Origin of the sequence: Pseudomonas sp. Irchel 3E13, from assembly GCF_900187455.1 — a bacterium.
In the GTDB taxonomy this organism is placed as follows: Bacteria; Pseudomonadota; Gammaproteobacteria; order Pseudomonadales; family Pseudomonadaceae; genus Aquipseudomonas.
Genome location: NZ_FYDX01000008.1, coordinates 1 through 25,816, shown reverse-complemented (window position 1 = coordinate 25,816; position 25,816 = coordinate 1). Strand labels below are relative to the sequence as shown.

Annotated in this window: 18 protein-coding genes and 1 pseudogene; 5 read left to right on the top strand and 14 right to left on the bottom strand. The window is 60.3% G+C overall.

Annotated features, from left to right (window positions below):
• Nucleotide 1: 1 nt before the first annotated feature.
• From CKW37_RS15125 to CKW37_RS15100, 6 genes are all read right to left on the bottom strand, one after another.
• Nucleotides 2-1,201 carry a phosphotransferase gene (locus CKW37_RS15125; RefSeq protein WP_095156513.1) on the bottom strand — a complete coding sequence of 400 codons (1,200 nt, stop codon included), beginning with the start codon at nt 1,199-1,201 and terminating at the stop codon, nt 2-4.
• Nucleotides 1,198-2,232 carry an amidohydrolase family protein gene (locus CKW37_RS15120; protein ID WP_095156512.1) on the bottom strand — a complete coding sequence of 345 codons (1,035 nt, stop codon included), beginning with the start codon at nt 2,230-2,232 and terminating at the stop codon, nt 1,198-1,200. The genes CKW37_RS15125 and CKW37_RS15120 overlap by 4 nt, the downstream gene beginning before the upstream one ends.
• A 182-nt stretch (nt 2,233-2,414) precedes the next feature.
• On the bottom strand, nt 2,415-3,776 hold the full coding sequence (locus CKW37_RS15115; protein ID WP_095156511.1) for a DUF1329 domain-containing protein: 1,362 nt from the start codon (nt 3,774-3,776) through the stop codon (nt 2,415-2,417).
• A 27-nt stretch (nt 3,777-3,803) separates the two neighbouring features.
• The gene (locus CKW37_RS15110) at nt 3,804-5,462 is read right to left on the bottom strand and encodes a DUF1302 domain-containing protein (RefSeq protein ID WP_095156510.1); all 1,659 of its coding nucleotides are present in this window, start codon (nt 5,460-5,462) and stop codon (nt 3,804-3,806) included.
• A 64-nt stretch (nt 5,463-5,526) separates the two neighbouring features.
• On the bottom strand, nt 5,527-7,017 hold the full coding sequence (locus tag CKW37_RS15105) for an aldehyde dehydrogenase family protein (RefSeq protein ID WP_095156509.1): 1,491 nt from the start codon (nt 7,015-7,017) through the stop codon (nt 5,527-5,529).
• The gene (locus CKW37_RS15100; RefSeq protein ID WP_095156508.1) at nt 7,014-8,633 is read right to left on the bottom strand and encodes a GMC family oxidoreductase; all 1,620 of its coding nucleotides are present in this window, start codon (nt 8,631-8,633) and stop codon (nt 7,014-7,016) included. Before CKW37_RS15100 ends, CKW37_RS15105 begins: the two co-directional genes overlap by 4 nt.
• Before the next feature lie 243 nt (nt 8,634-8,876).
• Between CKW37_RS15100 and CKW37_RS15095 the strand changes: the two genes are divergently transcribed.
• Nucleotides 8,877-9,524 carry a TetR/AcrR family transcriptional regulator gene (locus tag CKW37_RS15095; protein WP_095156507.1) on the top strand — a complete coding sequence of 216 codons (648 nt, stop codon included), beginning with the start codon at nt 8,877-8,879 and terminating at the stop codon, nt 9,522-9,524.
• Here CKW37_RS15095 and CKW37_RS15090 read toward each other — a convergent pair.
• Entirely contained in the window at nt 9,505-10,416 is a 912-nt protein-coding gene (locus CKW37_RS15090) for a LysR family transcriptional regulator (protein ID WP_095156777.1), read from the bottom strand. The genes CKW37_RS15095 and CKW37_RS15090 overlap by 20 nt on opposite strands.
• Nucleotides 10,417-10,470: 54 nt before the next feature.
• Nucleotides 10,471-11,397, bottom strand: coding sequence for a zinc-binding dehydrogenase (locus tag CKW37_RS15085; RefSeq protein WP_095156506.1), 927 nt, complete (start codon nt 11,395-11,397; stop codon nt 10,471-10,473).
• Between the two features lie 274 nt (nt 11,398-11,671).
• Between CKW37_RS15085 and CKW37_RS15080 the strand changes: the two genes are divergently transcribed.
• On the top strand, nt 11,672-15,235 hold the full coding sequence (locus tag CKW37_RS15080) for an indolepyruvate ferredoxin oxidoreductase family protein (RefSeq protein ID WP_095156505.1): 3,564 nt from the start codon (nt 11,672-11,674) through the stop codon (nt 15,233-15,235).
• A 13-nt stretch (nt 15,236-15,248) separates the two neighbouring features.
• Complete coding sequence (gene folE, locus CKW37_RS15075; RefSeq protein ID WP_095156504.1) at nt 15,249-15,806, top strand: GTP cyclohydrolase I FolE; 558 nt, start codon at nt 15,249-15,251, stop codon at nt 15,804-15,806.
• 175 nt (nt 15,807-15,981) lie between these two features.
• Here folE and CKW37_RS15070 read toward each other — a convergent pair whose 3' ends face one another.
• From CKW37_RS15070 to CKW37_RS15060, 3 genes and pseudogenes are all read right to left on the bottom strand, one after another.
• Nucleotides 15,982-17,634, bottom strand: coding sequence for a methyl-accepting chemotaxis protein (locus CKW37_RS15070; protein WP_095156776.1), 1,653 nt, complete (start codon nt 17,632-17,634; stop codon nt 15,982-15,984).
• Nucleotides 17,635-17,906: 272 nt separating this feature from the next.
• Nucleotides 17,907-19,073: an aldo/keto reductase gene (locus CKW37_RS15065; RefSeq protein ID WP_143502000.1), complete on the bottom strand. Its 1,167-nt coding sequence runs from the start codon at nt 19,071-19,073 to the stop codon at nt 17,907-17,909.
• Between the two features lie 36 nt (nt 19,074-19,109).
• Nucleotides 19,110-19,876 (bottom strand): annotated as a pseudogene (locus CKW37_RS15060) (SDR family oxidoreductase).
• 97 nt (nt 19,877-19,973) lie between these two features.
• Between CKW37_RS15060 and CKW37_RS15055 the strand changes: the two are divergent.
• Nucleotides 19,974-20,867, top strand: a complete 894-nt coding sequence (locus CKW37_RS15055) for a LysR family transcriptional regulator (RefSeq protein ID WP_095156503.1) — start codon at nt 19,974-19,976, stop codon at nt 20,865-20,867.
• A gap of 436 nt (nt 20,868-21,303) precedes the next feature.
• Here CKW37_RS15055 and CKW37_RS15045 read toward each other — a convergent pair whose 3' ends face one another.
• A complete protein-coding gene (locus tag CKW37_RS15045; protein WP_095156502.1) occupies nt 21,304-22,314 on the bottom strand; it encodes an NAD(P)-dependent alcohol dehydrogenase in 1,011 nt (336 codons plus the stop codon).
• Nucleotides 22,315-22,476: 162 nt separating this feature from the next.
• On the opposite strand from CKW37_RS15045, the gene CKW37_RS15040 reads away from it, so the two are divergent.
• Complete coding sequence (locus CKW37_RS15040; RefSeq protein WP_177454425.1) at nt 22,477-23,391, top strand: LysR family transcriptional regulator; 915 nt, start codon at nt 22,477-22,479, stop codon at nt 23,389-23,391.
• A gap of 8 nt (nt 23,392-23,399) precedes the next feature.
• Here CKW37_RS15040 and CKW37_RS15035 read toward each other — a convergent pair.
• Together CKW37_RS15035 and CKW37_RS32450 are read right to left on the bottom strand one after the other, a co-directional pair.
• Nucleotides 23,400-24,256, bottom strand: a protein-coding gene (locus CKW37_RS15035) for an IS5 family transposase (protein WP_095156501.1) whose coding sequence is annotated in 2 segments (ribosomal slippage) — nt 23,400-23,912 and nt 23,915-24,256 — 855 coding nt in all. Because the reading frame shifts where the segments join, the coding sequence is not laid out codon by codon here.
• A 700-nt stretch (nt 24,257-24,956) separates the two neighbouring features.
• On the bottom strand, nt 24,957-25,715 hold the full coding sequence (locus tag CKW37_RS32450; RefSeq protein ID WP_143501998.1) for a hypothetical protein: 759 nt from the start codon (nt 25,713-25,715) through the stop codon (nt 24,957-24,959).
• Nucleotides 25,716-25,816 lie beyond the last annotated feature (101 nt).

The window sequence follows — 25,816 nt, the reverse complement described above, 5'->3', positions numbered from 1 at the left end:
CTCATTTCTCCAGCAAGTGGGCATAGGCCTGCGTCAGCGCACGCGCACCCTCGCCCAGCACAGGGATACGACGCGGCTTGCGCCCGTGCGTCAGCAAGCGAAGGGTGTCGAAGTCTTCGGCGGCGGCAAAGAAGCGTTCTACCATGGGCAGACCTGCCTGGCCCCAGTCATCCATGTTCGACATCCACGTCTGCATGCCCCACACCGGCCAACGCCGCAGTTGCTCCCAAGCGGCGTCCTGGTCGAGTACGCCAATCGCGCCCAGGCTGATCAACTTCTCGCGGTACACCCGCAACAGCCGCTGCGCATCGGCGCGACGCTCCTCAATCGTCAGCGCGCCGAGCATGAAATACGCCACATCGCGCCACGGTCGACCACGTCTCGCCAGTTGCCAGTCGAGCCAGATGCGCTGTCCATCTTCGCGCAGGAAGCTGTTGCCCTGATGCGAGTCGCCATGAATCAGGCAGATGGGTGAGGTCTGCGCCCGCTCGAAGGCAGCCAGCTCGTCGAAAGCATGGCTGAACAGTTCCGGGGTCTCGTACATCCAGCGAGGCAGCCGCTGATGGTAGTCGTCCTTGCGCAGATTGACCTTGATGTAGTTGTACATGCGCAGCAGGCCATCAGTGTCGACCGGGTTGGCCATCGACACCGGCAACCAGCCCTGGCGGTGCAACTGCGGGTCGGCCCAGGTCGCGGCATGCAGCGTGGCCAGCGACTCCAGACCTCGGGCGACACCATCCACGCCCAAGTGATCGGTGCTGTGGCCGAATCGCCCGGCTGCCAGCCCCAGGTCCTCCATCAGCACCACACCGCGACCACCGCCATCGGCGTCCCAGTCAGTGAAATAGGTGGCTGGCAATGGCGCATCGGGCCAGACACGGGCCAGATGATAGAAGCGCGACTCCAGTTCACAGATATCGCCGCTCTCGAAACCCTCGGACCAGTTCGACTTCAGGCACACATGCGACGGTATGCCCGCTTGCCGGCCAACGTCGTTCAGCTCGAGACGGGCGCGCAGTTTCGTGGTGTGCCCGTTGCGGACCTCCACCACCTCCAGCGCCAGCACTTCGATACCGGGGTAGCACGGCTGAAGCAGTTGCGTGAGCCAGGCCGCGCTGATTTCACCGAGTTGCCGCGGCAACCGCCCAATGCGTTGCGGGTAGGGCCGCCCGGCGCTCATGGCGAGCAGGCTGCCGGTCATGGTGTCACTGCATGAGCGCTGGCCGGCACCTTGAGCTTGAGCAGTTCGATGGCGTTTCCGCTGCGAATCCGCTCGCGATCCTCACCCGACAGCCCCAGCCCGGCGGTCAGATCCCCGTGGTCATAGGCCCCGCCAAAGTTGGTGCCATACAGCAAGCGTTCGGCCCCCACTACCTCGGCGACGCCACGCCGCAAGCCGGGTGCGTGTACATCGAGGTCGAAGTAGAAGTTCTGCAGGTAGTCCAGCAGTGGCCGCTGGTTTCGCGTATCAGGCGCCATTGCGTGGTTGAGCTCACTGAGCCGGCCAAGTTGGAAGATCGCCATGCCACCGGCGTGGGTGATGTAGGTTTTCAGGGTTGGAAACACATCCAGCGCGCCACCGCAGATCAGGTACCAGAAGAACAGCGTTTCATCGACGCAATCACCCACGATGGAGGTGGTTTCGAACTTGTCATCGGTGTGTTTCTCGCCCCAGTAAATCGACTGGTTGAAGCCATGCACCATGATCGGCACATCGAGTTGCACAAGCTTCTCCCATACCGGGAACAGTTGCTCGTCATAGGCCTGCAGACCGTTGAAGTTGGCGCCGCCGACACAGACGCCCTTGGCCCCCAGTTGGGTGACCGCGCGTTCGATTTCCCTGGCAGCGTTGTGCGGGTCGGCCAGGTTGGCATGGCACCAGAAGTCAAAATGGTCGGGGTCGGCACGGCAGAATGCCGACATCTCGTCATTGCAGACACGCGCATATTCATTGGCGAAATCACCAGCCCAATACATGAAGCAATGCGAAGGCGTGGACACCACCAGCTTGTCGACGCCCCGCTCGGCCATCAGCTTGCGGCGACTGGCGTGAGTCATGCGGGCCAGCAGGTTGGCTTGCGCTTCGGCATCGCTGGCGGCCTTGGCCGGTTGCTTGGTACCGAGGGAAAAATGACCGACGGTCAACCCCTGCACCTTCATGAACGGGCCCCAGAATTCGTGACGGTTGAGCATGCCCTCGGTGAGCAGGTGGGCGTGTACATCGATCAGCATGGCGTTTCTCCTTGTTGTAATCAGCCAGCAGGCCGAACGGTCATCGACTGGACCGCTCGCCAGGTTCGGACATCACAACAAATATAAACATTTTTTGATTTTGTGTTCATTTAATTTTTGCCGTATGCAAGGCAAAAAAAAGCGGCCCTCGCAGGCCGCCAATGTCTGGACGCATGGTTGAATCAGCGCTGGGTCTCTTGGGCCACAATGGACTCGGGCTTCATGTCACGCTCGGATAACGGTGTGTCGTGCACCCGGTAGCCGCCCTTCAGACCATCGTTCAACAGCGACCACATGCCTTTGTTGAAGTCGTAGCTGACGTTCTTCACGGTGTAGGGCAGGTTCTTGTCGTACAGCTGCACAGCACTGAGGAACAATGCCCGGTACAGCGTGCCTCCCTGGTCCCACGCGTCGTAGAGCCCGGCTCCAAACGTGTCTTCGTCGAGGTAATAGGTGCGCTTGCTGTACACGTGACGTTTGCCCGGCTTCAGCGTCGCCTCCACCACCCACACCCGGTGCAGTTCCCAGCGTTCGCACGCAGGGTTGGCGTGGTGTTTGAGAAATTGCTCCTGCTGGCCGCAACTGAAGTAGAACCTGTAGGCGTTGTACGGGATGTACATTTCCTTGCGCCCGACCAGCTTGTAGTCGAAGCGGTCCTGGCTGCCGGAAAACATCTGCAATTCGTCGAACAGGTTGACCCCGCCCTGGTTGGGTACCGGGGTGTCGTAGGCGAACTCCGGCGCCAGCTTGATCCGTCGCATGCCCGGTGTGTAGCTCCACGCACGACGTGGCTGGCGTTGCGGGTCAAGGTAATCGGCCAGAATAATCAACTGCCCTGCACTGCGCGCCGGGTAGCTGTCCAGCGCCCAGGCCCGGTAATACAACTGCGGATCCCGGTCGGCCTGCGTGACCTGATAGTAAGGGGCCTCTTCCAGCGTGGCAGACTCGGCCGTCTTGGTCACCGAGCCCTGGGAGTCCACCACCCAGCTATTGGACGAAGCCGTCGTGGTATAGCCGGCGCCCTTGTAGCGCAGTTGCTGGTTCCAGATCACCTCGTTGCCATTTTGCGGGAGCGGAAACGGCAGGCCACCGCGGCACGCGGGGTCCACAGCCAGGTTGTCCTGGGTAGTGTTGCAGGTGCTGGCGTTGCGCACGGTGGCATCGAGCATGGCCTGCGGGTAGGCGGCGGTACGGTGACTGGGGTAGATGTCCAGGTAGTAGTCCGGGTATTTGCCCAACAGCATCTTTTGTCCGCCACTCAGACGGTCGGCGTACTGCGCCATGTTCTTCGAATTGATCCGCAGCAGCGGTTTTTCATCCTGGAACGGGTCGGCCCAGAAGCCGCTATCCGGGGAAAAGCCCGGGGGTGCCTGGCGCAGGCCACCGGTGTAGGGCGGAATGCTGCCCTCGGCATTGCCCGCGATAATCGCGCCGAAAGGCGTCAGCGTCTTGCCGATCTCGGCGACCTGATCGGCCGGTGCCGCGCCCAGGCTGCATGTGGCAACGCTCAGCAACGTTACCGCCAGTGCCATCTGTAGTTTCATCAACAGGTACTCCGCTTCTTGGCTTTCTTAGATGGAGGTTTTGAAGGTGAACGCCAACCAGCCCCGGTCCGTGCCGCCGACACTGCCGTTGCCGCCCACGGTGTCACCGGGAATGTGCTTCGACTGCGCGTCGCTGTCGGCGTAGCGCAAGCCGAATTCATAGCGCTGGGCGTAGGTCAACTGCACGCCGACCGACCAGGTCAGTGCTCCTTCGTTGCCGCCACCGGCCGTTGCGGCATTACCCGACAGGCCGTAGTTGACGGTGAGCGGCACCGTCATGTCCCAGGACGGGAACACCGACAGGTACTGCGGGGTGTAGTTGAGCGCGAAAGCCGCGTAGTTGCGGGTGGAGCAACCATCACGCTTGTCCCCCGAGCCGGCCGTGCCCACGCGCGGGTCTACGCAGTTGGCGTTGCCTTCGCCCAGATACAGGTCTTCGTGACCGGTCACCTTGCGCAGGTGGCTATAAGCGAACTCCCCGACCAGCGTGGCGTTGTTGGCGATGAAGTTGCGCGGCACGCCGTACACCGCGTTGGCCACAAAGTGAAAGCTGTCGCCACGCGGTCCTTCGTTGTCGGTCGGGTCCACCCCTATTGCGTTCAGGGCACCGCCTTTGCGGTAGGAAATCTCGCTGCCCACCGAAACCGAATCGAACACGCGGGAAAAGCTCAGGCCCATCAGCTTGACGTTGCGGGGGTAAACCAGACGGTAGCTGCCACTGGCCAGGGATACCGCGGGCGCCAGCCAGGGCTGGTAATCATCGAACTGGCGGTAGTAGACACCGACAGTGGACTGAATCGCCTCCACCTCGTACTTGGCCATTACGCCCCAGTTGCCCGAGTCACGACCGTATCTGGACTTCTCTCGGTTGAGGGAAAACCCCGGCGCAACCGGTAGCCGGTCCGGGCCTTCGAAGAACGGGTCAGCCGGACCAAAATAGGTGCCGCCATACGGCATGCGGGTGTAATCCCATTCGTAGAAGTACTGCGCGGCCAGGGTGAGGTTGTCGGTGGCCTGTGCCTTGGCGGAGATCTGCCCGATGGGCAGGAACACTTCCTTGGTTTCGATGCCCGGGCTGGTGACGGCCTTGGCGCCATCGAGCGGCGCTTGCGAGTAGGACACCGCATGGGCGCCAAACAACAGGCCCTCCCCCCAGTAGTTGGTATGGCGGCCCACCTTGACGTTGACGGTGGCATCACCCAGGCGCACGTTCTTCCACACGAAGGCGTCAAGCATTTCTCCCGACGGGCCCTCGACGTAACGCTTGACCTCCGCGCTGTAGCGATCGTTGTCGTAACTGCTCTGGTAGCCGGCGACATGGCTGCGCACCGTGCTGTCATGGTACGCCTGGTCGTACCAGCCGGCGGCGCTCAGGCGCAGCCCCCAGTCCTTGCGGTAGGACAGGTCGATTTCGCTGAGTACATCGACGCGGTTGGTGACGATGTCGCCCTTGTCGAACTTGCCATCGGACTCGTCATACGAGGGCGTGTTCATGATGCGTCGGTCCTGGCCCTCCATGCGCATGCCCAGGTTGTAGCGCACCGTGTTGTCCCAGCGCAGGCGAAAGTCCGGGTTGGGCAAGTCGATGGCCACCGCCAGTGCGGCGCCAGTCTGGCCTACCGACAGGCCGCTCAATATCAGCAGCGCCAGGGACCGCGAGCGGCCCTGTTTTCTCGTCCCTTTCATGCAAACCACCTTTTGTTCTTATTGTCAGTCGTTCTGTTGAAACGCCCTTGGCGAGGCGCTGGTACTAGCGGCCGATGGGATAGATGATCGATTTTTCCTGGGTAAACTCCTTCAGCCAGTTGGGCCCGAACTCGCGGCCGATACCTGAGCGTTTGAACCCGCCAATCGGTGCATAAGGCAAGCTGCCGCTGCCGCCGTTGAGGTACACACTGCCGGCGCGGATGCGCCTGGCGAGGTCGTAGGCGACGGCGGCGTCCGCCGAGGCCACCGCACTGTTCAGGCCGAAGCGCGAGTCATTGGCGATGGCGACCGCCTCATCATCACTGTCGAACCCGATCACCACGCCGACCGGCCCGAAGATTTCCTCTTGGGCGATGGTCATGTCGTTGCGAACATTGTCGAAGAGGGTGAGCTCACTGAAGAACCCGCGGGCCAGGTGCGCCGGGCGTCCGCCGCCGCACACCAGCGTGGCGCCAGCGTCCCTGCCGCTGGCGATGAAGTGCTCGACCCTGGCCCGCTGTGCCTCGCGAATCAGCGGGCCCATCATCACGCTGGGGTCTGCCGGATCGCCGACCTTCCACTGCCCGGCAATGGCCTTGGCGCACTGCACGAACGGCTCCCTCACCGAGTGGTGAACCACGAAGCGTGTGAGCAAGGCGCAGCCCTGTCCCGCGTTCACCGCAAGTCCGGCGACCGCACCCAGGGCGGCGGCCTGGATGTCAGCATCTGCGCGCACGATCAATGCCGACTTGCCACCCAGTTCCAGGTGCACACGTTTGAGCGTGGGTGCGGCCTGGCTCATGATGCTGATGCCTACCGCTTCAGACCCGGTGAATGACACCATGTCCACGCGCGGATCACTGCTCAGCAGGCAGCCGACCGCTGTACCCCCCGTGACAATATTGAGCACGCCTTTGGGCAACCCGACCTCTTCGGCGATCTGCCCGAACAGCAACGCTGAGTACGGCGTGAAAGGCGAGGGTTTGAGCACCAGGGTGTTACCCGCCAGCAACGCCGGGAACACTTTGGCCAGGTTGAGCAGAAACGGGAAGTTATAGCCGGTGATACCCGCCACCACCCCGATCGGCTCACGCTCCACGGTGCCGCTGCCCAGGATCATCGGCCCGCCCGGGTTGAAGGGATCTGGATTGGCCTGCACGGGAATCTGCAGGCTGTCGCTGTGCAGCGATTGCTCGATGGCCGTGAGCACATGGCCGAGCGGCATGTCCACTTGCATGGCATAGGTCACGCCCTGCGAGCAGCCGACCTCGGCGATGATCAGCGCGGCGATCTGTTCACGCCTGGCCACCAGCGCAGCATGCATCCGCCGCAGGTAGCCCGCACGCTCGGCCATGCTCAGCCACGGCCAGGGGCCGTGGTCGAAGGCCGTGCGCGCAGCGGCGATGGCCGCCTCGGCGCTGTGCAGATCGCCGGCCGGGGCGTAGCCGATCACCGCCTCGGTGGCGGGGTTGAGCACCGCTTCGGGCGGACCGTCCGCCCGAACCCAGTCGCCATCGATATACAGTTTGTCCAGTTGGGTGAAGGGAACGCTCATGCGGTTACCGCTCCTGATAGCTTGCCGGTGATAAGTTCTGCCGCGCGCATGGCGATGGCCATGGCCGGTGCATTGGTGTTGCCCGATACCAGGCAGGGCATCACCGAGGTGTCGACCACCCGCAGGCCCTGGACACCGCGCACACGTAGCTCGGGATCGAGCACCGAAGCACTGTCGGCGCCCATGCGGCAGGTGCCGCTGACGTGGAAAGCGGTCTGGCCGAAGCGACGAAAGGCCGCCAGGATCTGGTCATCGCTTTCGACGTGCGCCCCCGGTGTCAGCTCACTCACGATGTACGGTTTTAGCGCCGGCTGTGCGGCCAGGCGGCGACACCAGCGGAACAGGGCAATTGCCGAGCGACGATCGACCTCGGCGCTCAAGTAGTTGGCGTCGATACGTGGGGGCGCGCTGGGGTCAGCCGATTGAATACAAACCTGCCCCTGGCTTTGCGGGCGCAGGAAGTAGCCGCCGATGGTCAGGCCGGGTTGCCTGTCGATCTCAACCTTGTTGCCGTCGCCGTCCATGGAATAAAGACTGACGCCGATCTGCGCATCCGGGCGCTCCAGCTCCGGCAGCGTTTTGACAAAACCGCCCGCCTCATGGGCCGCGTGAGTCATCGGGCCTTTCTTGCGCAGAAAGTACCGGGCCACCGCCGCCAGCAGGCCCAACCCGTGAAAGCAGTGGTTGAAGCTGCCACGAGTGACCCGGTACTGCATCGCCATGTACACGTGCTCACGCAGGTTGCGTCCCACCTCGGGCGCGTTGTGCACCACGGCGATGCCCAGCCCCGACAACAACCCGGCCGGGCCGATGCCTGATAGCTGCAGCAACTTGGGCGACTCGATGGCTCCCGCGCACAGCAGCACTTCGTAGCGCACGTCGAAACAGGCCGTTCCCGCGTGGCCACTGGTGTGTACCGCCGAAGCGCGGCGCTGGGTGAACTCGATACGCTGTACGTCAGTGTCCGTCATCACCGTCAGATTCGGGCGCTCACGTATCGGGTCGAGAAAGGCCCGCGCGGCACTGAACCGCTGCCCCTTCCAGGTGGTCTGCGGCTGATAGCCAAAACCACCCTCGCGCACCGACGCAACGTGGTTGGTATCGTCGGTGCGCGCCGCCCCCAGCTCACCGGCCGCGCTGATCACCGCATCGCACAAGGCATCCCCCGCCGGGTGCACGGTGACTTTCAGCGGCCCGCCCACACCGCGCCACTGGCTCTTGCCCAATTGGTGGTCTTCCAGCGCAACGAACTGCCGCCCCATGTCGGCCCAGCCCCAGCCGGTACACCCCAAGGCTTCCCAATGGTCGTAGTCGTCAGGCGTACCGCGCACATAAACCATGCCGTTGACCGAACTGGAGCCGCCCAGCGTCTTGCCCTTGAGCCATACCTCGTCGGCCATGCCCGCACCGCGGGCGGCCTGGTAACTCCAGACATGCGGATTGCCGGGGCGCAGGAGTTTGCCGATGCCCCGGGGCATGGCGATCAGCGGGCTGCGATGCTCCGGGCCGCTTTCGATCAGCAGCACCGATACCGTCGAGTCGGCAGACAATCGGTTGGCCAATACACACCCCGACGACCCGGCGCCGATGATGATGTAGTCGTACGTTTTGCTCATTGTTGTTGTTCTCTCCAGGTACGTGGGCACTGGAGAGACGGTACGGCCGGCGGGGTAAAGCGACAACGAACGGAACCGCGAATGTGTTCGGCATGCGGGAAATAATTAACAATTATCGAAAATCTGTTCTAAAACATTTCTTGCCGACCTGGAAATGTGTATGCCACTGTTCAGGAAGCACCGCCGGGCAGCCCTGCCGCCAGGCGTCACGACTCCAATAAGAAAGCTCTGCAGAGGTACAGGATGAAGCGTGCAAGTTCCGTACAAACCGTAGACAAGAGCCTCTCCAGCCGACGCCACGCCTTGCGTTCGCAACGCACGCGCGAACGGCTGCTGGACCAGATGTACCGCCTGGCGTTAGAGAAGGACTACAGCGAAATCACCGTGCAGGAATTGCTGGATAGGACCGGGGTAGCACGCTCGACGTTCTATGCGCACTTTCGCGACAAAGAAGATTTGATCATCGCCGGGTACGACGCCATCGGCGTGCCGTGTACGCGGATCACTGAAGTCCGTGGCGACCGGTGCGTGGTACTGGACGTATCGGCCTGGCTGTTCGGCGCGACCGAACGCCATGCCGCGCTCACCACCTCATTTTTCAGCGGTCCTGGGCACCGCGTGATACTGGCACACCTGGAAAGCATCCTGACCATCCAGGTCCGTGAACACTATCGCTCACAAGGCCTCTACTCACGAACCGGCATCCGCGGCGAAGCCGCCGTGCGCTGCTTCGTCGGTGCCTTGGTGGGGTTGTGGCTATGGTGGGTGCGCCACGATTATCCCAACTCCGCCAAGGAAATGACCGAGACCTTCGACAGCCTGATGAACAACGGCTCCTGGCCGCCGCAAGCCAGCGCCTGCCAGGAGGGCATCACGACGCGCACGCCATGATCAGGAACTGCCGGAACGCCTGGGCAGGCGCCGACAGGCACCTGTCCGGCAACCAGATCAGCCCCAGCTCCATGGGCGGAATGGTATCCACCAACGGCCGGACCTCGATCTTTTTGCCCTCCAGCGACCAGGCCCGGTAGAGCATGTCGGACAGGATGGTCACGCCAAAGCCGTGACCCACAAGGCCGCGCAACGCCTCCATCGAGGACGTGCGAAAGGCGACATTCGGAGCCAGCCCGCGCGACTCCCAGTAGCGCAGCGTCGAGCTGTCCCCTTCGTCCAGGGTGGCCAGGATATAGGCATGCTGCGCGACGTCTGCGAGGTCGATTGACGTGGCTGCCATCAAAGGGTGCTGGCTGGACAACCAGAGTTGTCGGCGTGAACGGATCAACACCTGGTGCGCAAAGCCCTTCAGGCTGGGCGTGTTGGACACGATCGCAAGTCCCAGGTCAAGGTCGCCATCATTCACCGCCTGTTCGATGCTGTGGCGGTCCATGTCTACAAGGTCGATCTCTACCTGCGGGTAGCTGCGTTTGAATCGCGCCAGCAACGCTGGCAAGAAATAGCCCAGCACCGTATACGACGCCCCCACGCGCACACTGCCCTGCATCGCATGGCTGAGAAACAGCGGCTCGCTCAGGGCGTCCTGCAGCGTGTCGAGGATGTGCCGCGCGTGCTGGGCAAACTTGTTGCCTTCGGCCGTCAGCGTCACGCCATAGGGCAAGCGGTCGAACAGGCTGACGCCCAGGGTCTCCTCCAGGTGCAGCACCGCGGCGGTAATGGCCGACTGCGACACATGTACCTTGAGCGCCGCCTGCGAGAACTGCCCGGCATCGGCCGCCGCCACGAAATAGCGCAACTGGCGCATGGAAACGTCTTTGCCCTTGGTCATCTGCTTGCCGAGCCTGCCGCCACAACGAATGGAACCGCTTACCGCGTGCATCCGTCAGCGGCGGATAGTGGCCGTGATCTTTGCGTGCGGCCCGTTGACCTGCGCAGCCCATGCTTCAGCCGCCTGGTCGAGGGTGAAGTCCAGGTAGTCCACGTGAATCTGTTGTTCCCTGGCAATCTTCAGCAGCCGCAGCCAGATCTGCTCGCGGTCCGCCGGAGGCCGCTGGCCGGTACCGATGCACGACAGGTTGCGAAACAGCAAGTCGGCGATGTCCAGGTTGAGCTGGCGGCCAGCACCGGTGCCGATGGTGATGATGCGCGCCCCCCAATTTGTGGCCTTCAATGACGTCAGCAGGGGCTGCCCGCACACCAGGTCGAGGACCACGTCGAAGCCGCCATCGCCTGCGTCCTTGAGCGCCTCCACATCATCACTGCCGCCCAAGGTCACCACTTCGTCGGCAATGCCGCGTGACTTCAGGCTGCCCAGTGCCGCCTGCGAGCGGGCGGCACCGACCACCTTGCCCGCGCCCATGCCGCGCGCAAGCTGCAGGGCAATCTGCCCCAGTGTGCCGGTAGCGCCCAGCACCAATACCTTTTCGCCCTTCTGGATCGCTGCCTTTTCCAGCGGCACGATGGCCCCGGTAGCAGCAATGCCCATGCTGATCGCAGTCTTGTCGTCCACATCGTCCGGCACGTTCCACACCTCGGCCTGCGGCACCAGGGTTCGCTCGGCCCACGCGCCATAAGGCAGCACCGAGCGCTCACCGAAATACACCCGACGGCCATCCGGAGCCCGGCCCACGCCTTCGCCGCGAATGACACAGGGGTATTCGACGCCCAGGCGATAGGCACCCCGCACGTCCCAACCCCCGAGGCCGGCAGTGTCCACATCGATCAGTACCGCGCCGTCCTGCGCTTGCGGCTCATTGAACTCACGCACCTGTGGCGGCGCATTGCGTTCGGAAATGATGGCTGCACGCATGGCTTTACTCCCTTGTCTGTTTTGTTTTCCAGCGTTTTCACCATCAATAATTGAACATATTTTGATTATTTGTCCATATTTAATTAGCATCACCCCGGCCCAAGCGGTCGTACACAGCCAACGCCGCACCGCCCGGGTATTTGAAAAGCCAATATCGCGCCGTCGTTTTTGTGATTTTACGATCGATACCCTGCTTTCTAGACTTCGGCCGAAACAAGGCATCGCCACGCAGCGGGCACCGCCACACAAGAACAAAAACGCCTGGAGGATGAACATGAGTACGCCGGTTTCACTGGATGACAAATATGTGCAACACAGTGGTCACGTATTGCTCACAGGAATTCAGGCGCTGGTCCGCCTGCCCCTGATGCAGCGTCAACGCGACCAGGCCAACGGCCTGAATACCGCGGGGTTCATTTCCGGCTATCGCGGCTCGCCGCTGGGCGGTTTCGACCAGGCTTTGTGGAAAGCACGTGACTACCTCAAGGCGCACCACACGGTGTTCCACCCCGGCATGAACGAAGATCTGGCCGCCACCTCGATCTGGGGTACACAGCAGGTCAACCTGTTCGAAGGCGCGACCTATGATGGCGTGTTCGGCATGTGGTATGGCAAGGGCCCGGGTGTGGACCGCTGCGGTGATGTGTTTCGTCACGCCAATGCCGCGGGCACCTCACCCTTCGGCGGGGTGCTGGCCATTGCCGGCGACGACCACGGCGCGCGCTCCTCGTCCCTGCCGCACCAGACCGAACACATCTTCAAAGCAGTAATGATGCCGGTACTGGCACCCTCGGGCGTACAGGAATACCTGGACTACGGCATGCATGGCTGGGCCATGTCGCGCTATTCCGGCTGCTGGGTCGCACTCAAGGCGGTGGCCGACACCGTTGAAAGCGCAGCCGTGGTGGACATCGATATCCACCGTGTTCAGCCGGTTATTCCCACCATTGCGCTGCCCGAAGGTGGCCTGAACATCCGCTGGCCGGACCCGCCACTGGCACAAGAACAACGCCTTCTGGAACACAAGCTGTATGCGGCGTTGGCCTATGCCCGCGCCAACCGTCTTGATCGTATCGTCATGGATGCGCCCAATGCCCGGATCGGCATCGTGACCTCGGGCAAATCCTATCTCGACGTGTGCCAGGCCCTGAAGATCCTCGGCATCGACGAGGCGCAGGCGCAGAAGATCGGCCTGCGCGTGTACAAAGTCGGCATGGTCTGGCCACTGGAAGCCGAAGGCGTGCGCCTGTTTGCCGAAGGCCTGGAAGAGATTGTGGTAGTGGAAGAAAAGCGCCACCTGATCGAATACCAGCTCAAGGAAGAACTCTACAACTGGCGTGAAGATGTACGTCCGCGCATCGTCGGCAAGTTCGACGACAAGGGCGAATGGAGCCTGCCGCATACCGACTGGCTGCTGCCGGCGATCAGTGACCTGACCCCGGCGATGATTGCCCGTGCCCTGGCCAAGCGGATCCTGCGCCTGCACCCGGGCGGCCCGCTGCAGGTTCAGTTGGCCGTACTCGACGCACAACTGGCCAGCAAGGGTCAGTTCAGCAACCTGATGGAGCGTGTACCGCACTACTGTTCGGGCTGCCCGCATAACACCTCGACCCAAGTGCCCTCCGGTAGCCGCGCACTGGCCGGCATCGGCTGCCATTACATGGCGGCCTGGATCTACCCGCAAACCCAGACCTTCAGCCAGATGGGCGGCGAAGGCGTGGCCTGGATCGGCCAGGCGCCGTTTACCACCACCCAACACGTGTTTGCCAACCTGGGTGACGGCACCTACTTTCACTCCGGCATTCTCGCCATTCGTGCCGCCATCGCAGCCAAGGCGCAGATCACCTACAAAATCCTCTACAACGACGCGGTGGCCATGACGGGCGGGCAGCCGGTGGATGGCAGTCTGAGCGTGGCGCAAATCAGCCGCCAGTTGGCGGCCGAAGGCGTTCAGCGCCTGGTGGTGGTCAGTGACGATGTCGAGAAGTACAAGGACATCCACGACCTGGCCGAGGGCGTACCGGTAATGCGTCGCGACAAAATGGACGAGGTGCAGGAACAGTTGCGCCAGTTCCAGGGTGTGTCGGCGATCATCTATGACCAGACCTGCGCCGCCGAGAAACGCCGGCGTCGCAAACGCGGAAAGTTCCCCGACCCGGCGCGCCGGGTGGTCATCAACGAGGCAGTATGCGAAGGCTGTGGCGACTGCAGCAGCAAGTCCAATTGCATGTCGGTGGTCGCGGTCGAAACCGAGTACGGCCGCAAGCGCGAAATCGACCAGTCGTCGTGCAACAAGGACTTCACTTGCCTCAACGGCTTTTGCCCAAGTTTTGTCACCGTAGAAGGCGGTGCGCTGCGCAAGCCCCAGGCCCTGGCAGCCCAGCCCGGCGACCTGTGGACGCTCCCCAACCCCGTGACCGTCTCCCTCGACGAGCCCTACAGCATTCTGGTGACCGGCGTGGGCGGCACGGGCGTGGTGACCATCGGTGCCTTGCTGGGCATGGCGGCGTTCATCGAAGGCAAAGGCACGCTCAACCTCGACATGGCGGGCATGGCGCAAAAAGGCGGCGCGGTCTGGTCGCATATTCGCATCGCCGCGCGCCAGGAAGAACTGTTCGCCCCACGGATTGCCGAGGGTGAAACCGCCCTGCTGCTGGGCTGTGACCTGGTGGTCAGCGCCAACACCGAAACCTTGTCCAAGCTGCGCCAGGGCGTAACGCATGCGCTGGTCAACAGCGAGAAAAGCATCACCAGCGCGTTCGTACGCACCTTCGCCATGCAGGCGCAAAGCGGCGACTTGCAGAGCCATCCCGACCCGCAATTCCATACCGAGCACATGTCAGCGCAGATTGCCGAGGCTGTTGGCCCTGCGCGCGCCGACTTTGTCGACGCAAGCAGAATTGCCACAGCGCTGATGGGCGACTCGATCGCCACCAACACCTTCATGCTGGGCTATGCCTACCAGAAGGGCTGGTTACCGGTGGGCGAAGCCGCACTGATACAGGCCATCGAACTGAATGGCACCGCAGTGCCCTTCAACCTCGCGGCCTTTGCCTGGGGCCGACGCAGCGCCCACGACCTGGCGCGGGTGCTGCGTCTGGTGGACGCCGGCAAGCAGCAAAGCGCCGACCGCACGCTGTCGCAGACCCTGGAAGAAACACTGGACCGGCGCACAAACACCCTTACCGCCTACCAGAACAAGGCCTATGCCCAGCGCTATCGACAACGCGTCGAGCAGTTCATGGCGGCCGAGACCCGGCTGCTGGGCCAGCCGGGCGAGCTGTCGCAAAGCGTGGCCCGCCAGTACTTCAAAGTGCTGGCTATCAAGGATGAATACGAGGTCGCGCGGCTATTCACCAATGGCGAATTCCTGGCGAACATCCAGTCGACGTTCGAGGGCGACTACCGTCTGCGGTTTCACCTGGCACCGCCGCTGCTCAATGACAACAATTCGGGCAAAGCCCCGAAAAAACGCAGCTTCGGGCCTTGGATGCTGAAAGGCTTCAAGCTGTTGGCCAGGCTCAAGGTTGTGCGTAACACCTGGCTCGATCCCTTTGGCCACACCCATGAACGCAAGGTTGAACGCGACTGGCTGCGCAACTACGAAAGCATTCTGGATGAAGTACTGACAGGCCTTGGGAGCGACAACCTGCGGTTGGCGCGTGAGCTACTGGAACTGCCAGACAGCGTGCGGGGGTATGGGCCGGTGAAGGAGCGTTTCCTGCGCCATGCCCACCAACGACAGGCGCAGTTACTGGAGCAATGGCGCACGGGTTCGAGCGGGCAGTTTCACGATGCCAGCGCGGCCACCGGCAAGATTACCGTCACTCAACTCTGAATCAGGGACAGCCATGAACGAGGAACTCATCCGTAACTACCGCGAAATCCTGGAGGGCGTCGGCGAAAACCCGCAGCGCGAAGGTTTGCTCGACACGCCCAAGCGCGCAGCGAAAGCCATGCAGTACCTGTGTCATGGCTATCAGCAAAGCCTTGAGCAAATCGTCAACGGCGCATTGTTCGACTCGGACAACGACGAGATGGTGATCGTACGCGACATCGAGTTGTATTCGCTGTGTGAGCACCACTTGTTGCCGTTCATCGGCAAGGCGCACGTTGCCTACATCCCCACGGGCAAGGTCCTGGGTCTGTCGAAAGTGGCACGTATCGTCGATATGTTTGCGCGCCGGCTGCAGATCCAGGAAAACCTGACCCGCCAGATTGCCGAAGCGATTGCCGAGGTGACCCATGCTGCCGGCGTGGCGGTGGTGATCGAGGCCAAGCACATGTGCATGATGATGCGCGGCGTGGAAAAGCAGAACTCGGTGATGAGTACCTCGGTCATGCTGGGGTGCATGCGCGATTCGTACAACACTCGGCAAGAGTTCTTGCAATTGATTCGTAGCCGTTAGCACTCACTGGTTTGCGGGAACGGCATCTGCTACTCCCGCACACCAGCCACGCGTCAAATTTCGCCACCGAACATCAACGTCAGCCCTGTGATAAACCGCGCCAAGTCGCGAACAGGCCACGTTTGCGCAACCATGAGCGTCGCCAGCGGAGCCCCTCGACAAGCGGCCTCACCGGTCAGGCTTCGAAGCGGAAACGGCTCACCGCCAGGCTAAGTTCGTCTGAAAGCTCCCGCAGGGAAACCACCGCTCCGGACACTTGACGTGTAATCGCATCACCATCCCCTGCCATCCGTGCGATGTGTTCGATATTTTCTGCTATCCCCCGGCCGCCCTCACTTTGCACACTCACTGCGTCGGCGATCTGGTCCACGCCCCGCGTCGAGTCGCCGACCAGGTCCGCGGCCTGCTGCAAGGTGCTCTCCAATTCGCTCAGCAACCTGCCGCTGTCATCCAGCGCCACGGTGCCTGCCCGCAGCGCCTCGTCAACCACCTCGGACTGACCCTCAAGCTTCACGGTCAGATCATTGATTGAATTGGCCGCTCGCGCCGAGCGTTGCGCTAATTGACGCACTTCATCAGCCACCACACTGAAACCGCGCCCGCTTTCCCCTGCGCGCGCCGCTTCGATCGCCGCATTGAGCGCCAGCAGGTTGGTCTGTGCAGAGAGGTCCTTGACCTGGGTGATGCTGGTGGTGATCGCCGAAGTGCTTTCGACGAAATCACCCACCGAGCCGCGGATAGCTGAGAATGCGAGGCGTACGCTGTCGATGTTTTCGAGCAGCCGCGACAGCGCCAGATGCCCGTCCTGCGTGCCCCGCAAGCTGGCCTCGGCGGACCCTCGCAGACTCTGGGCATGGTTGGAGATGGCGGCGATGCTGACGCTCATCTGCTCGATGGTCATCGACACCACCCCAACCGCACCGGTCTGTGCCGAGGAACTCTCGGCCACCTGCGCCGAGGCGCCTACCAGGGTCTCGGCCGAGGCGCTGACCGAAGCTGCAACCGCTGCGACCTGGCGCATCGCCTGCTGGAAACTGTCAATCAGCTCATTGAACGCCTGCGCCGTATGAGCGATCTCGTCCCCCCCGATCACGCGCACACGATGGGTCAGATCACCGTCACGCAACCTGATCGATGCCTGCTCGATTTCTCGAATAGGACGCAGGATCTGCCCCCGCAACAAAAGACTGACCATCAAGGCCAGGGCACTGGCGGCCAGCAGTACTACTACCAGCATCTTTGACATCTGGCGCTGCAGGGTACCGGCCTCGGCGAAAGCGTCGGCGGTCAGTTGTGCCTGCAACCCCAACAGACGGTTGAACTGGGCTTGCAGACCGTTGCTATCAGCGCGCACCCGGCCCAATAGCGAAGCCGCCTGAATCTGATCTCTCAAGGCGGTGCTCTGGAAATCGTCCAGCCCTTGGGTAACCACAGCAGCCTGCTCGTGCACCGCCTCGTAGAGCGCCTTCTCCTCATCACCCAGGCGGCTCTCACGGGCTGCGTTGTCGAGACCAGTGCGCAGGTCATCGACACTGGCCCGAATATCCTCGAAATAAGACTCCAGTTCCTCGAGCGTGGCCTGCCCCTGGGACTCAAGAATGCGTGACCCCGTGGCATATGCGCCGACCATCGCCGCCTGCAACGCGGTCGCGGTTTCCAGCACCTGCCGATATTGCTGGAAGCGCAACTGTTGAATTTCTTCGATGACTGCCTGCTGCCTGGCCAGACCGTAATAGGCCATACCTGAGACGACTGACAATGCAAGCACGAACAAGATGGGCAGCACCAACAGCTTGGCACCGATGGAAAGCTTTTTTGCAAAGAGCATGATCAATGACCGTTCTTGTTGTTATAGGGAATCCGCTGACGTGGAAATCTATCACGTCAAATTCTATATACAACATCAAATTCCCAATGGAGAACAATCAGGATAGAAACCCTCTCTGTCGTTGCTTTAGCTGATCGTGACGATGCAGAGCTGTTCACCACCTCCCAGGAATGATCCAAATATGCTTGTTCAAATCGATTGGATCAGGTGTAGCCAACCAAGGCTCCCCCGTTCGTATCCCCACAGAATCGGCCAGAAGCAGACGATCGCGGCTAGTCACGGTCGATTTGCTGCATGTGCATTTCAGACATGCGCTCGCCATGCACCGTCAATTTGGAGAATTGTTGCTCCATGGCCACCAGGTCTTCATTAGTGAGCTGGATATTCAACGCGCCAAGGTTTTCAGTCAGATGATCGATTCTGCGAGTGCCGGGGATTGGCACGATCCAAGACTTCTGAGCGAGCAACCAGGCGATAGCCACTTGTGCGGGTGTGCCGCCTTTTGCTGCGGCCACTTTTCTCAAGAGGTCCACGACCGGCATATTTGCGGTCATGTTTTCAGGGAACATACGAGGGAATGTTCCACGGAAATCAGTCTTCGGATCGAACTTGGTGTTGGCGTCCATTTTACCGGTGAGATAGCCCTCCCCCAGCGGCGCCCATGGCACAAACCCGATTCCCAATTCTTCGCATGCTGCGAGAACGCCGTTGTGTTCCGGGTCACGATGGAAGAACGAGTATTCGGTCTGGATGGCGGAGACAGGCTGAACGGCGTGCGCACGGCGAATGGTTTTGGCACTCGCTTCGGACAGACCGAAATGCAGAATCTTGCCTTCAGCGATAAGGTCCTTGATCGCGCCCGCTACGTCCTCAATAGGGACATTGGGATCGACGCGATGCTGGTAGTAGAGATCGATGTGGTCGGTCTGCAAGCGCTTGAGAGACTCTTCGACAACCTTTTTGATGTGCTCCGGGCGGCTGTTCAGGCCGATGGTGCCGTCAATGGCAAAACCGAATTTACTCGCGATCGTCACTTGGTCGCGAAACGGCTTAAGCGCTTTGCCCACCAGTTCTTCGTTGGTATAGGGGCCGTACACCTCCGCCGAGTCGAAAAAAGTGACGCCGTTTTCAAACGCCGTGCGAAGCGTTTGAATGCCTTGAGCAATATCGGCGGGTGGACCGTAGTTGGCGCTGATGCTCATGCATCCGGCACCAATGGCGGAGACCTCTAAATTACCTAGATGACGTTTGGTCATTTTCGCCTGTTCTCCAGGAAGGGTTTTCGAGCCTTGGTCAGCGGTAGGTGGGACCGAAGATTCAGCCCAGGCCGAAGCGCCGACGGCCAGTGCAGCGCCCGTCAGGGCGGCTTTGGTCACGAACTCGCGACGGCCAAGAGAGGTGAAAAAGTCAGAACGCGATACCGGCTTTTCGCTGTCCATAAAAACTCCTGAGTGCGGTGAGTGCGTATTGCAGAATCAGTGCGCGGTAAAACCGCCATCGACGGGCAACGCAGTGGCCACGACAAGCTTGCCGCCGGGCTGCACAGCCACAACACGGCTGCTGCGATTTCATCCGGTCGTCCAAGGCGCTCGATAGGTTGGTCGCGTTTGACGCCCTCCATTGCCTCGGGCGACCGCTTGAGCAGCTCACTGAACATCGGGGTGTCAATCACGCCTGGGCAAACGACATTCACCCGGATTCCGCGAGCGGCGTATTCAACCCCGGCACTTTTGGTCAATCCGATCACGCCGTGCTTCGTCGCGTGATAGGTGGCGCGACCTGCCTGACCGACCAACCCACCCAGCGATGAGCAATTCACAATGACACCGCTGCCCTGACGCACCATCTGGGCCAGTTCGTGTTTCATGCACGCCCAAACGCCACGCAAATTGACCGCGTTGACCTGGTCGAAGGAGGCTGTAGCTTCGTCGGTCAGGGCCCCGGAGTGGCCCGCGATACCGGCGTTATTGAAGGCCATGTCCAACCGGCCATGATGGGCAACGATGCGTTCAATCATCGCGGCCACTTGCGCCTCGTCCGCTACATCGCACACGAGAGCAGTCACCTGGTGACCGTCGGCGCGCAGCTTGTCGGTTTCGCCGTGAAGTAACGCTTCGTTGATGTCGGCCAGGACTACGGCAGCGCCGGCGCTGGCAAAGGCTTTTGCCGCTGCGAGGCCGATGCCAGCACTCGCCCCCGTCACCAGGGCTACTTGTCCGTCGAAGTTGTAGATCGGATTCATTGAAGAGTCCCACGCGGAATGTGGGGCCAATCTAGCAGCGCACCCTATAAATAATTAGCTGGTATGATTGGAATGCACCCATATCAGATAGATATCAATCATGCGGGACACTGTTAACGACCTGGTGGCATTTGTGACGGTTGCTCGTGAGCGGAGCTTTACCAAAGCAGCGGCGCAACTGGGGACATCCCAACCTGCGCTAAGCCGAACGATGAGGCGTCTCGAAGAACAGTTGGGCGTGCGCTTACTCACGCGCAGCACCCGAAGCGTTTCACCTACGGAAGCCGGGGAGCGCTTGATAAGCGCCATCGCCCCCCACTTTGAAGGCATTGAGGCCGGGCTGGCAGACCTGTCCGAGCTAAGCGGAAAACCAGTGGGCACCTTACGGATCACCTCGGTAGAACACGCCTCAGCAACCATCCTGGCACCTGCCGTTAGCAGGCTCCTGCTGGACTACCCAGAGGTACGGGTCGAAATCAACAATGACTACGGACTGGTCGACATCGTCGAGCAACGGTACGACGCAGGTATTCGGCTCGGTGAGCAGGTTGCCAAAGATATGATTGGGATGCGTATCGGCCCGGACTTCCGGCAGGCGGTGGTCGGCTCGCCTGCATACTTCGAACGCAGACCCAAACCCATTACGCCCCATGACCTGACGACCCACATCGGAATCAATTTGCGGCTGCCAACATCTGGCGGATTGTGGTCTTGGCCGTTTGCGAAGGCAGGCCAGGAGATTAAAGTCCGAGCGGAAGGGCACGTTGTCTGCAACACAGTTCCGCTGATGCTGGACTTCGCCATCGCGGGAATCGGGCTAGCTTATCTTCCCGAAGACGTCGTCGAATCGCACATTGCGCAAGGCCGACTGATTCGTGTCCTAGATGAATGGTGCCCTACTCTCACGGGATATCACCTCTACTACCCTAGCCGTAGACAACCCAAGCCCGCGTTCAGGCTTTTGCTGGATCTGCTGCGTTCTGGCGTGTGATGCGGCGTTTACACCTGTTAATTGCCTCCTGCCCGCAACGGCAGCTATTGGCCATTTTCGCATCTGGCTTCAGGCCGTTTACGGGCAGAAGTAGCCCCTCGCGAAATGCGGGATGCTCCGTCGCGCGCATGCTGGCGAAGAGCATCGGCAAAGCTTGAAGCCTCGCTGCTGCCAGCGGCTTTGTAGTGCAGACGCTGAAGAGGTGGGCGACGTCCTGTGCGCTGGCGTCGCCAGTCTTGCGAATGTTTCGGTGCCCTCGGCATAACCGCACACCGTTTCAAGGTCGCGGCCGCACAGCGCAACGACGTCGAAATGCTCCAACGCTTACAAAGTCGGAATATGGCCGTAGCGTGCCCAGCCTCCGGTTCCGATGATGCCCACACGGATTTTATTGGTCATACAGGGTCTCCTCTTGGCAAGTTCAGGCTGACGGGGGTTACGAAACCTTGATAACGACTTTGCCGAACGGACCACGGGCCAAGTGCTCGAAGGCCTTTTTCGCATCTTCGAAGGCGTAGGTCTGGTCGATCACCGGGCGGATTGCGTGGTCGTTCAAGAAAGCGTTCATGCGGTCGAACGACGAGCGAGGGGCTACAGCGATACCGCGCAGAGTTGTCTGACGGAAGATCAGCGGCATCAAGCTCAGCGTGGTGACCTGGCCAGTCAAGAAGCCGATTTGCGCGATCTTGCCGGCAGCTTTGGTAGCCAGAATGGACTGGTTCAAGCCTTCGCCGCCTGCTACGTCCAGCAGCAGGTCTACGCCCTTGCCATCGGTGAGTTTCAGCACTTCTTCCTCCCAACGCGGGAAGGTGCGGTAGTTCACGCCTGCAACGGCGCCGAGCTTCTTCACAGCTTCCAGATTTGCGTCGCTGCTGGAGGTAACGATTACTTTCGCCCCCAGGGCAGTTGCGAGCTGGATAGCGAAGATCGACACGCCACCAGTGCCCTGCACCAGAACGGTTTGACCGGGTTGGATTTGGCCGAAGTCAACCAGCGAGTACCATGCCGTCAGTGCTGCAATCGGCAGGGTCGAGGCTTCTTCGTCAGACATGTTGTCTGGTGCACGAACAGCGCTTTCTTCGTGGATGATCATGTACTCGGCCAAGCCACCAGGCAGCGGCATACCGAAGCAGTAGGCAGGTTCGTTTGGACCTGGCTCGCCATCAATCCAGCGCGAGTAAAGGTGCGAGTTGACGCGGTCGCCAATCTTGTAACGGCTAACGCCTTCGCCGACGGCAACCACAGTACCGGCAGCGTCGCTAACCGGGATCAGAGGTTTGGGCACCAGGTGCGGTTCATAGAAACCATCGACGATGGCCTTGTCGCGGAAGTTGAGCGACACAGCGCCGATCTTCACTAGCAACTCACCGGCTTTTGGCTCAGGCGTAGCTGCTTCGCCAAGTGCCAGGTTGTCGAGACCGAAATCGTTCAGAAGCCAAGCTTTCATCTGTCTATCTCCAGTTGGGGGGTGACCTACTGGCAATATTGTTCCCAAGCGAGGCTGGTCAATAAATGCCCAGGCCGACACAGGATTGTTGTTTTCATTGGCAACAATCAGAATGACCTCGAATGACTAATCCGCAACAAAACCGACAGGCAGCACGACGTTATGGAACTCCTCCAATCCATGCAGGTTTTTGCCAAGCTGGCCGAACTGGGCAGCTTTACCCGCGCTGCGGACGCCATGCAGATCGGCCGCCCGCAAGTAACCCGCGCCATACAGGAGTTGGAAACTTCGCTCGGCGTGCGGCTGTTTCAACGCACCACGCGTACGGTAAGGCTGACCTCCGAAGGTGATCAATTCTACGAGCGGGTTAAAACCATTCTTGGCGAGGTCGCGGGTGCCACGGCCATGTTCGCCTCGCCAGGCTCAACCTTGCGGGGACGATTACGGGTGGATATTCCTACCGCGTTTTCTCAGCCCGGTTTGATCGAGAGCTTGCGCGCGTTTACCACCCTGTACCCGGCAATCGAGTTGGTCCTGGGGGTTACCGACAGAACGGTCGATCTGGTCGCAGAGGGCGTGGACTGTGCGCTGCGCATTGGCGAGCTACCCAGTTCAAGCCTGGTCGCCCGCCGCATCGGTATGGCAACGATGGTCACGTGCGCGGCGCCCCGGTATCTGGAAGAACAGGGTGAGCCTAAGACGCTTGAAGAACTCAACGCACACCACGGCGTGACCTTTCTGTCCGGCCAGAACCAGCGCCCGCTGGCCTGGCAATTTCTGGACGGCGGTCGTGAGCACTCCCATATCAGCCGCCAGGGGATCACCGTCAACGAGTCCAACACCTATGTGGAGTGTGGCGTCGCGGGCTTCGGCATTCTTCAGGCCCCGGGCATCACCCTGGATCGCTTTCTGGCGGAAGGGAGTTTGGTCGAGGTGCTGCGCCCCTATCGTCCACATCCGCGGCCTGTCTCGGTGCTGTACCCGAGTCGCTCGCATCTGGCGCCGCAGGTTGAGGTGTTTGTTGAATGGGTGCGGGAGCAATTTCCGAAACTTTATGGGCGCTGGCTAAAAAACTGATAGGAGCGCTAGGCTCTGTACGAAAAGAGATGTCGCAAACACCGCATAGAACAAGCCAGTGAGACCATGGCGGCATAACTTTTTGCGCACTTGTCGAAGCGTGCCACGATGCGGCGGTTCTCTTTCAGCCAGCCAAACATGCGCTCGATGATGTTGCGCTGTCGGTACTTGGCCCGATCAAACAGTCTGGGTAAGCCGGGCTTGGGTTTGCGTTTCATTGAGCGTAGCGGGATGACGGGCTGCATTCGATATTGGTCGCAGTAGCGGCGAAGCGCTTCGGCGTCATAGCCTTTGTCGGCAAGCAGCCATTTGCAGCGCTTGCGTGGGCGACCTCGTTGGCCTGATGGAATGCTGACGTCGTCCAGCAGTGGTTGGGCGTAACTAATGTCACTGGCTTGACCGCCAGAGAGGAGGAAGCGCAACGGTGTCCCGTTGCCGTCGCAGAGCATGTGGATTTTGGTTGTCAGGCCACCGCGACTGCGGCCTAGAGCGTGATCGGCAGGCTCGTCAGGCCCCCTTTTTTCCCGGCGCCAGAAGAGGCTCGGGTTGAACGTACTGCGGTTGAGTCGATCATCCAGGTTTGCACATCGATCAAGCCTTGCTCATTCAATCTCAGGTGCAAGCGTTTGAGCATCTGATCGAAGGTGCTCTGGTTTCGCCAGCCCCGGAACCGTTGATACACCGTTGACCATGGGCCGAAGCGTTCCAGCATATCTCGCCACGCAGCGCCCGAACAGAGTACCCAGAGCACGCCATCGAGCATCAGCCGGTCGCTCAGGCGGGGCCGCCCCCGACCATGGGTTTCAGTGAAGAGGTCGGCGACCACAGTCCAGGCTTCATCCGAGAGTTCGTAACGCTTTGCCATCACAGAATTCCTTTCCGTAGATGGCCGGGAACCCTACTGAATTTCAGCTTCCAAAGGGCGCCGATTGGGTTTCTCGGGATTTCGTACAGAGCCTAGGCCGTAGTCTAGTTGCGCACCCCTCGCGCCACCGTGTATGGTCTTGGGATGCAACCAGAAGCAGGTTAAACCAGCTTCAAAAATGGTTGCCTTATTTGTATAACTAATTGATTTTTAAATATTTATTTTGGTTCCCCTACAGCCCATCGCGGTGAATCTACAGAATTGCATCCAGACATACGCCATCTCGAATGGCCTGTCCGGTGAAAGCTGTGGGGAACACATGCCACCGTCCATTTGCGCAGGGATGTGCACTAGCGGTTTGCTGCTTGGACGGCAGGCTTTTGAGTGACTCACACCGTTCGCCTTCCCCGTGGGTTTGGGGAAGCCCCGGAAGGAATTCCGGCGTCGGCCTGAAGGCCACTGCGTTCGACGCGTCGTCCCTGGATGATAGCGATCCTGTACATGGCAACGACGGTTGTGCAGGGTGAATGCCGCGAAAACGGTGAACAGAATGAAAGACTTCATTCGATCTGTTTGGCGTCTGGTGGTCGATGTATCTCGAGTGCTCCGTGCGGGCCTCGCGATACTCGACTACTACGACCGTCATAATCCTTAATCAGCAACCCGCCTGAGGCAACTCAGGCGGGTACTCTCCTGCAGTTTACTGATCGGGACTGCCGAAGGTCGCCTCGAAAAGCGAAAGTTTTTCCCCAAGGAGATCCAGATCCTGAGTATCGAGAATCTTCATGAATGACTGATTGATCGTATTGCTTAAATGTACGCGGCCCTTGAACACATCTGCTTGGCCAAGCATGGTGTAAGAGAAGTAATCAACTCGTCCTGTCCAGTAGCGATGTGATCCCTCGGGAGCATCAAGGTTCATATGCTCGAACCGAATAGCATTCAAATATTCTTGCAGGCCTCCTGAAATAGTGCCCTTTCCATACCAGTATGGCTGATAAGGGGTGTTTTTATGAAGTTCTGATAGCACGAGCGCCATAGCTCCGAGGGCCAAGGCCATGCTGATGTCTTTTTTAAATTCTGCGAAATTGAGAACTTTGCAAAGCTTACCAAATAGTGGCAGGCCTGTTTCAAATTTATCGCTATCTATTTCTCGGTCTAAAAGGTTTGAATAGAACCACTTGAATACATCAGGGTTATCCCTAAACTGGGATTCACAGGTTTCCGCATCAATCAACAAGTGCTGAGGTTTGGAGCTTGGCAGCTTTATATGATGTGCCAGTTCAGCAATTAAATATTTCGCTTCGCCAAAAGGGGGGGCGTGTTCTAATATTTTATTGAGGAGCTGTACATTTCCTTCTGTATGATGATCAAACTCAATCCTAGTCAAATAGGTATAAAGCTGTTCATCTATTGGCAGCCGAACGGGCTCTTGAATCGCCCCTAGTTTCGTAGACACCTCCAAGCCTCATAATGAGGCCCAAATAGGAGGAGCCATGAGTCGTCAGCGTTACCCCGAAGAATTCAAGATCGAAGCGGTCAAGCAAGTGACCGAGAAAG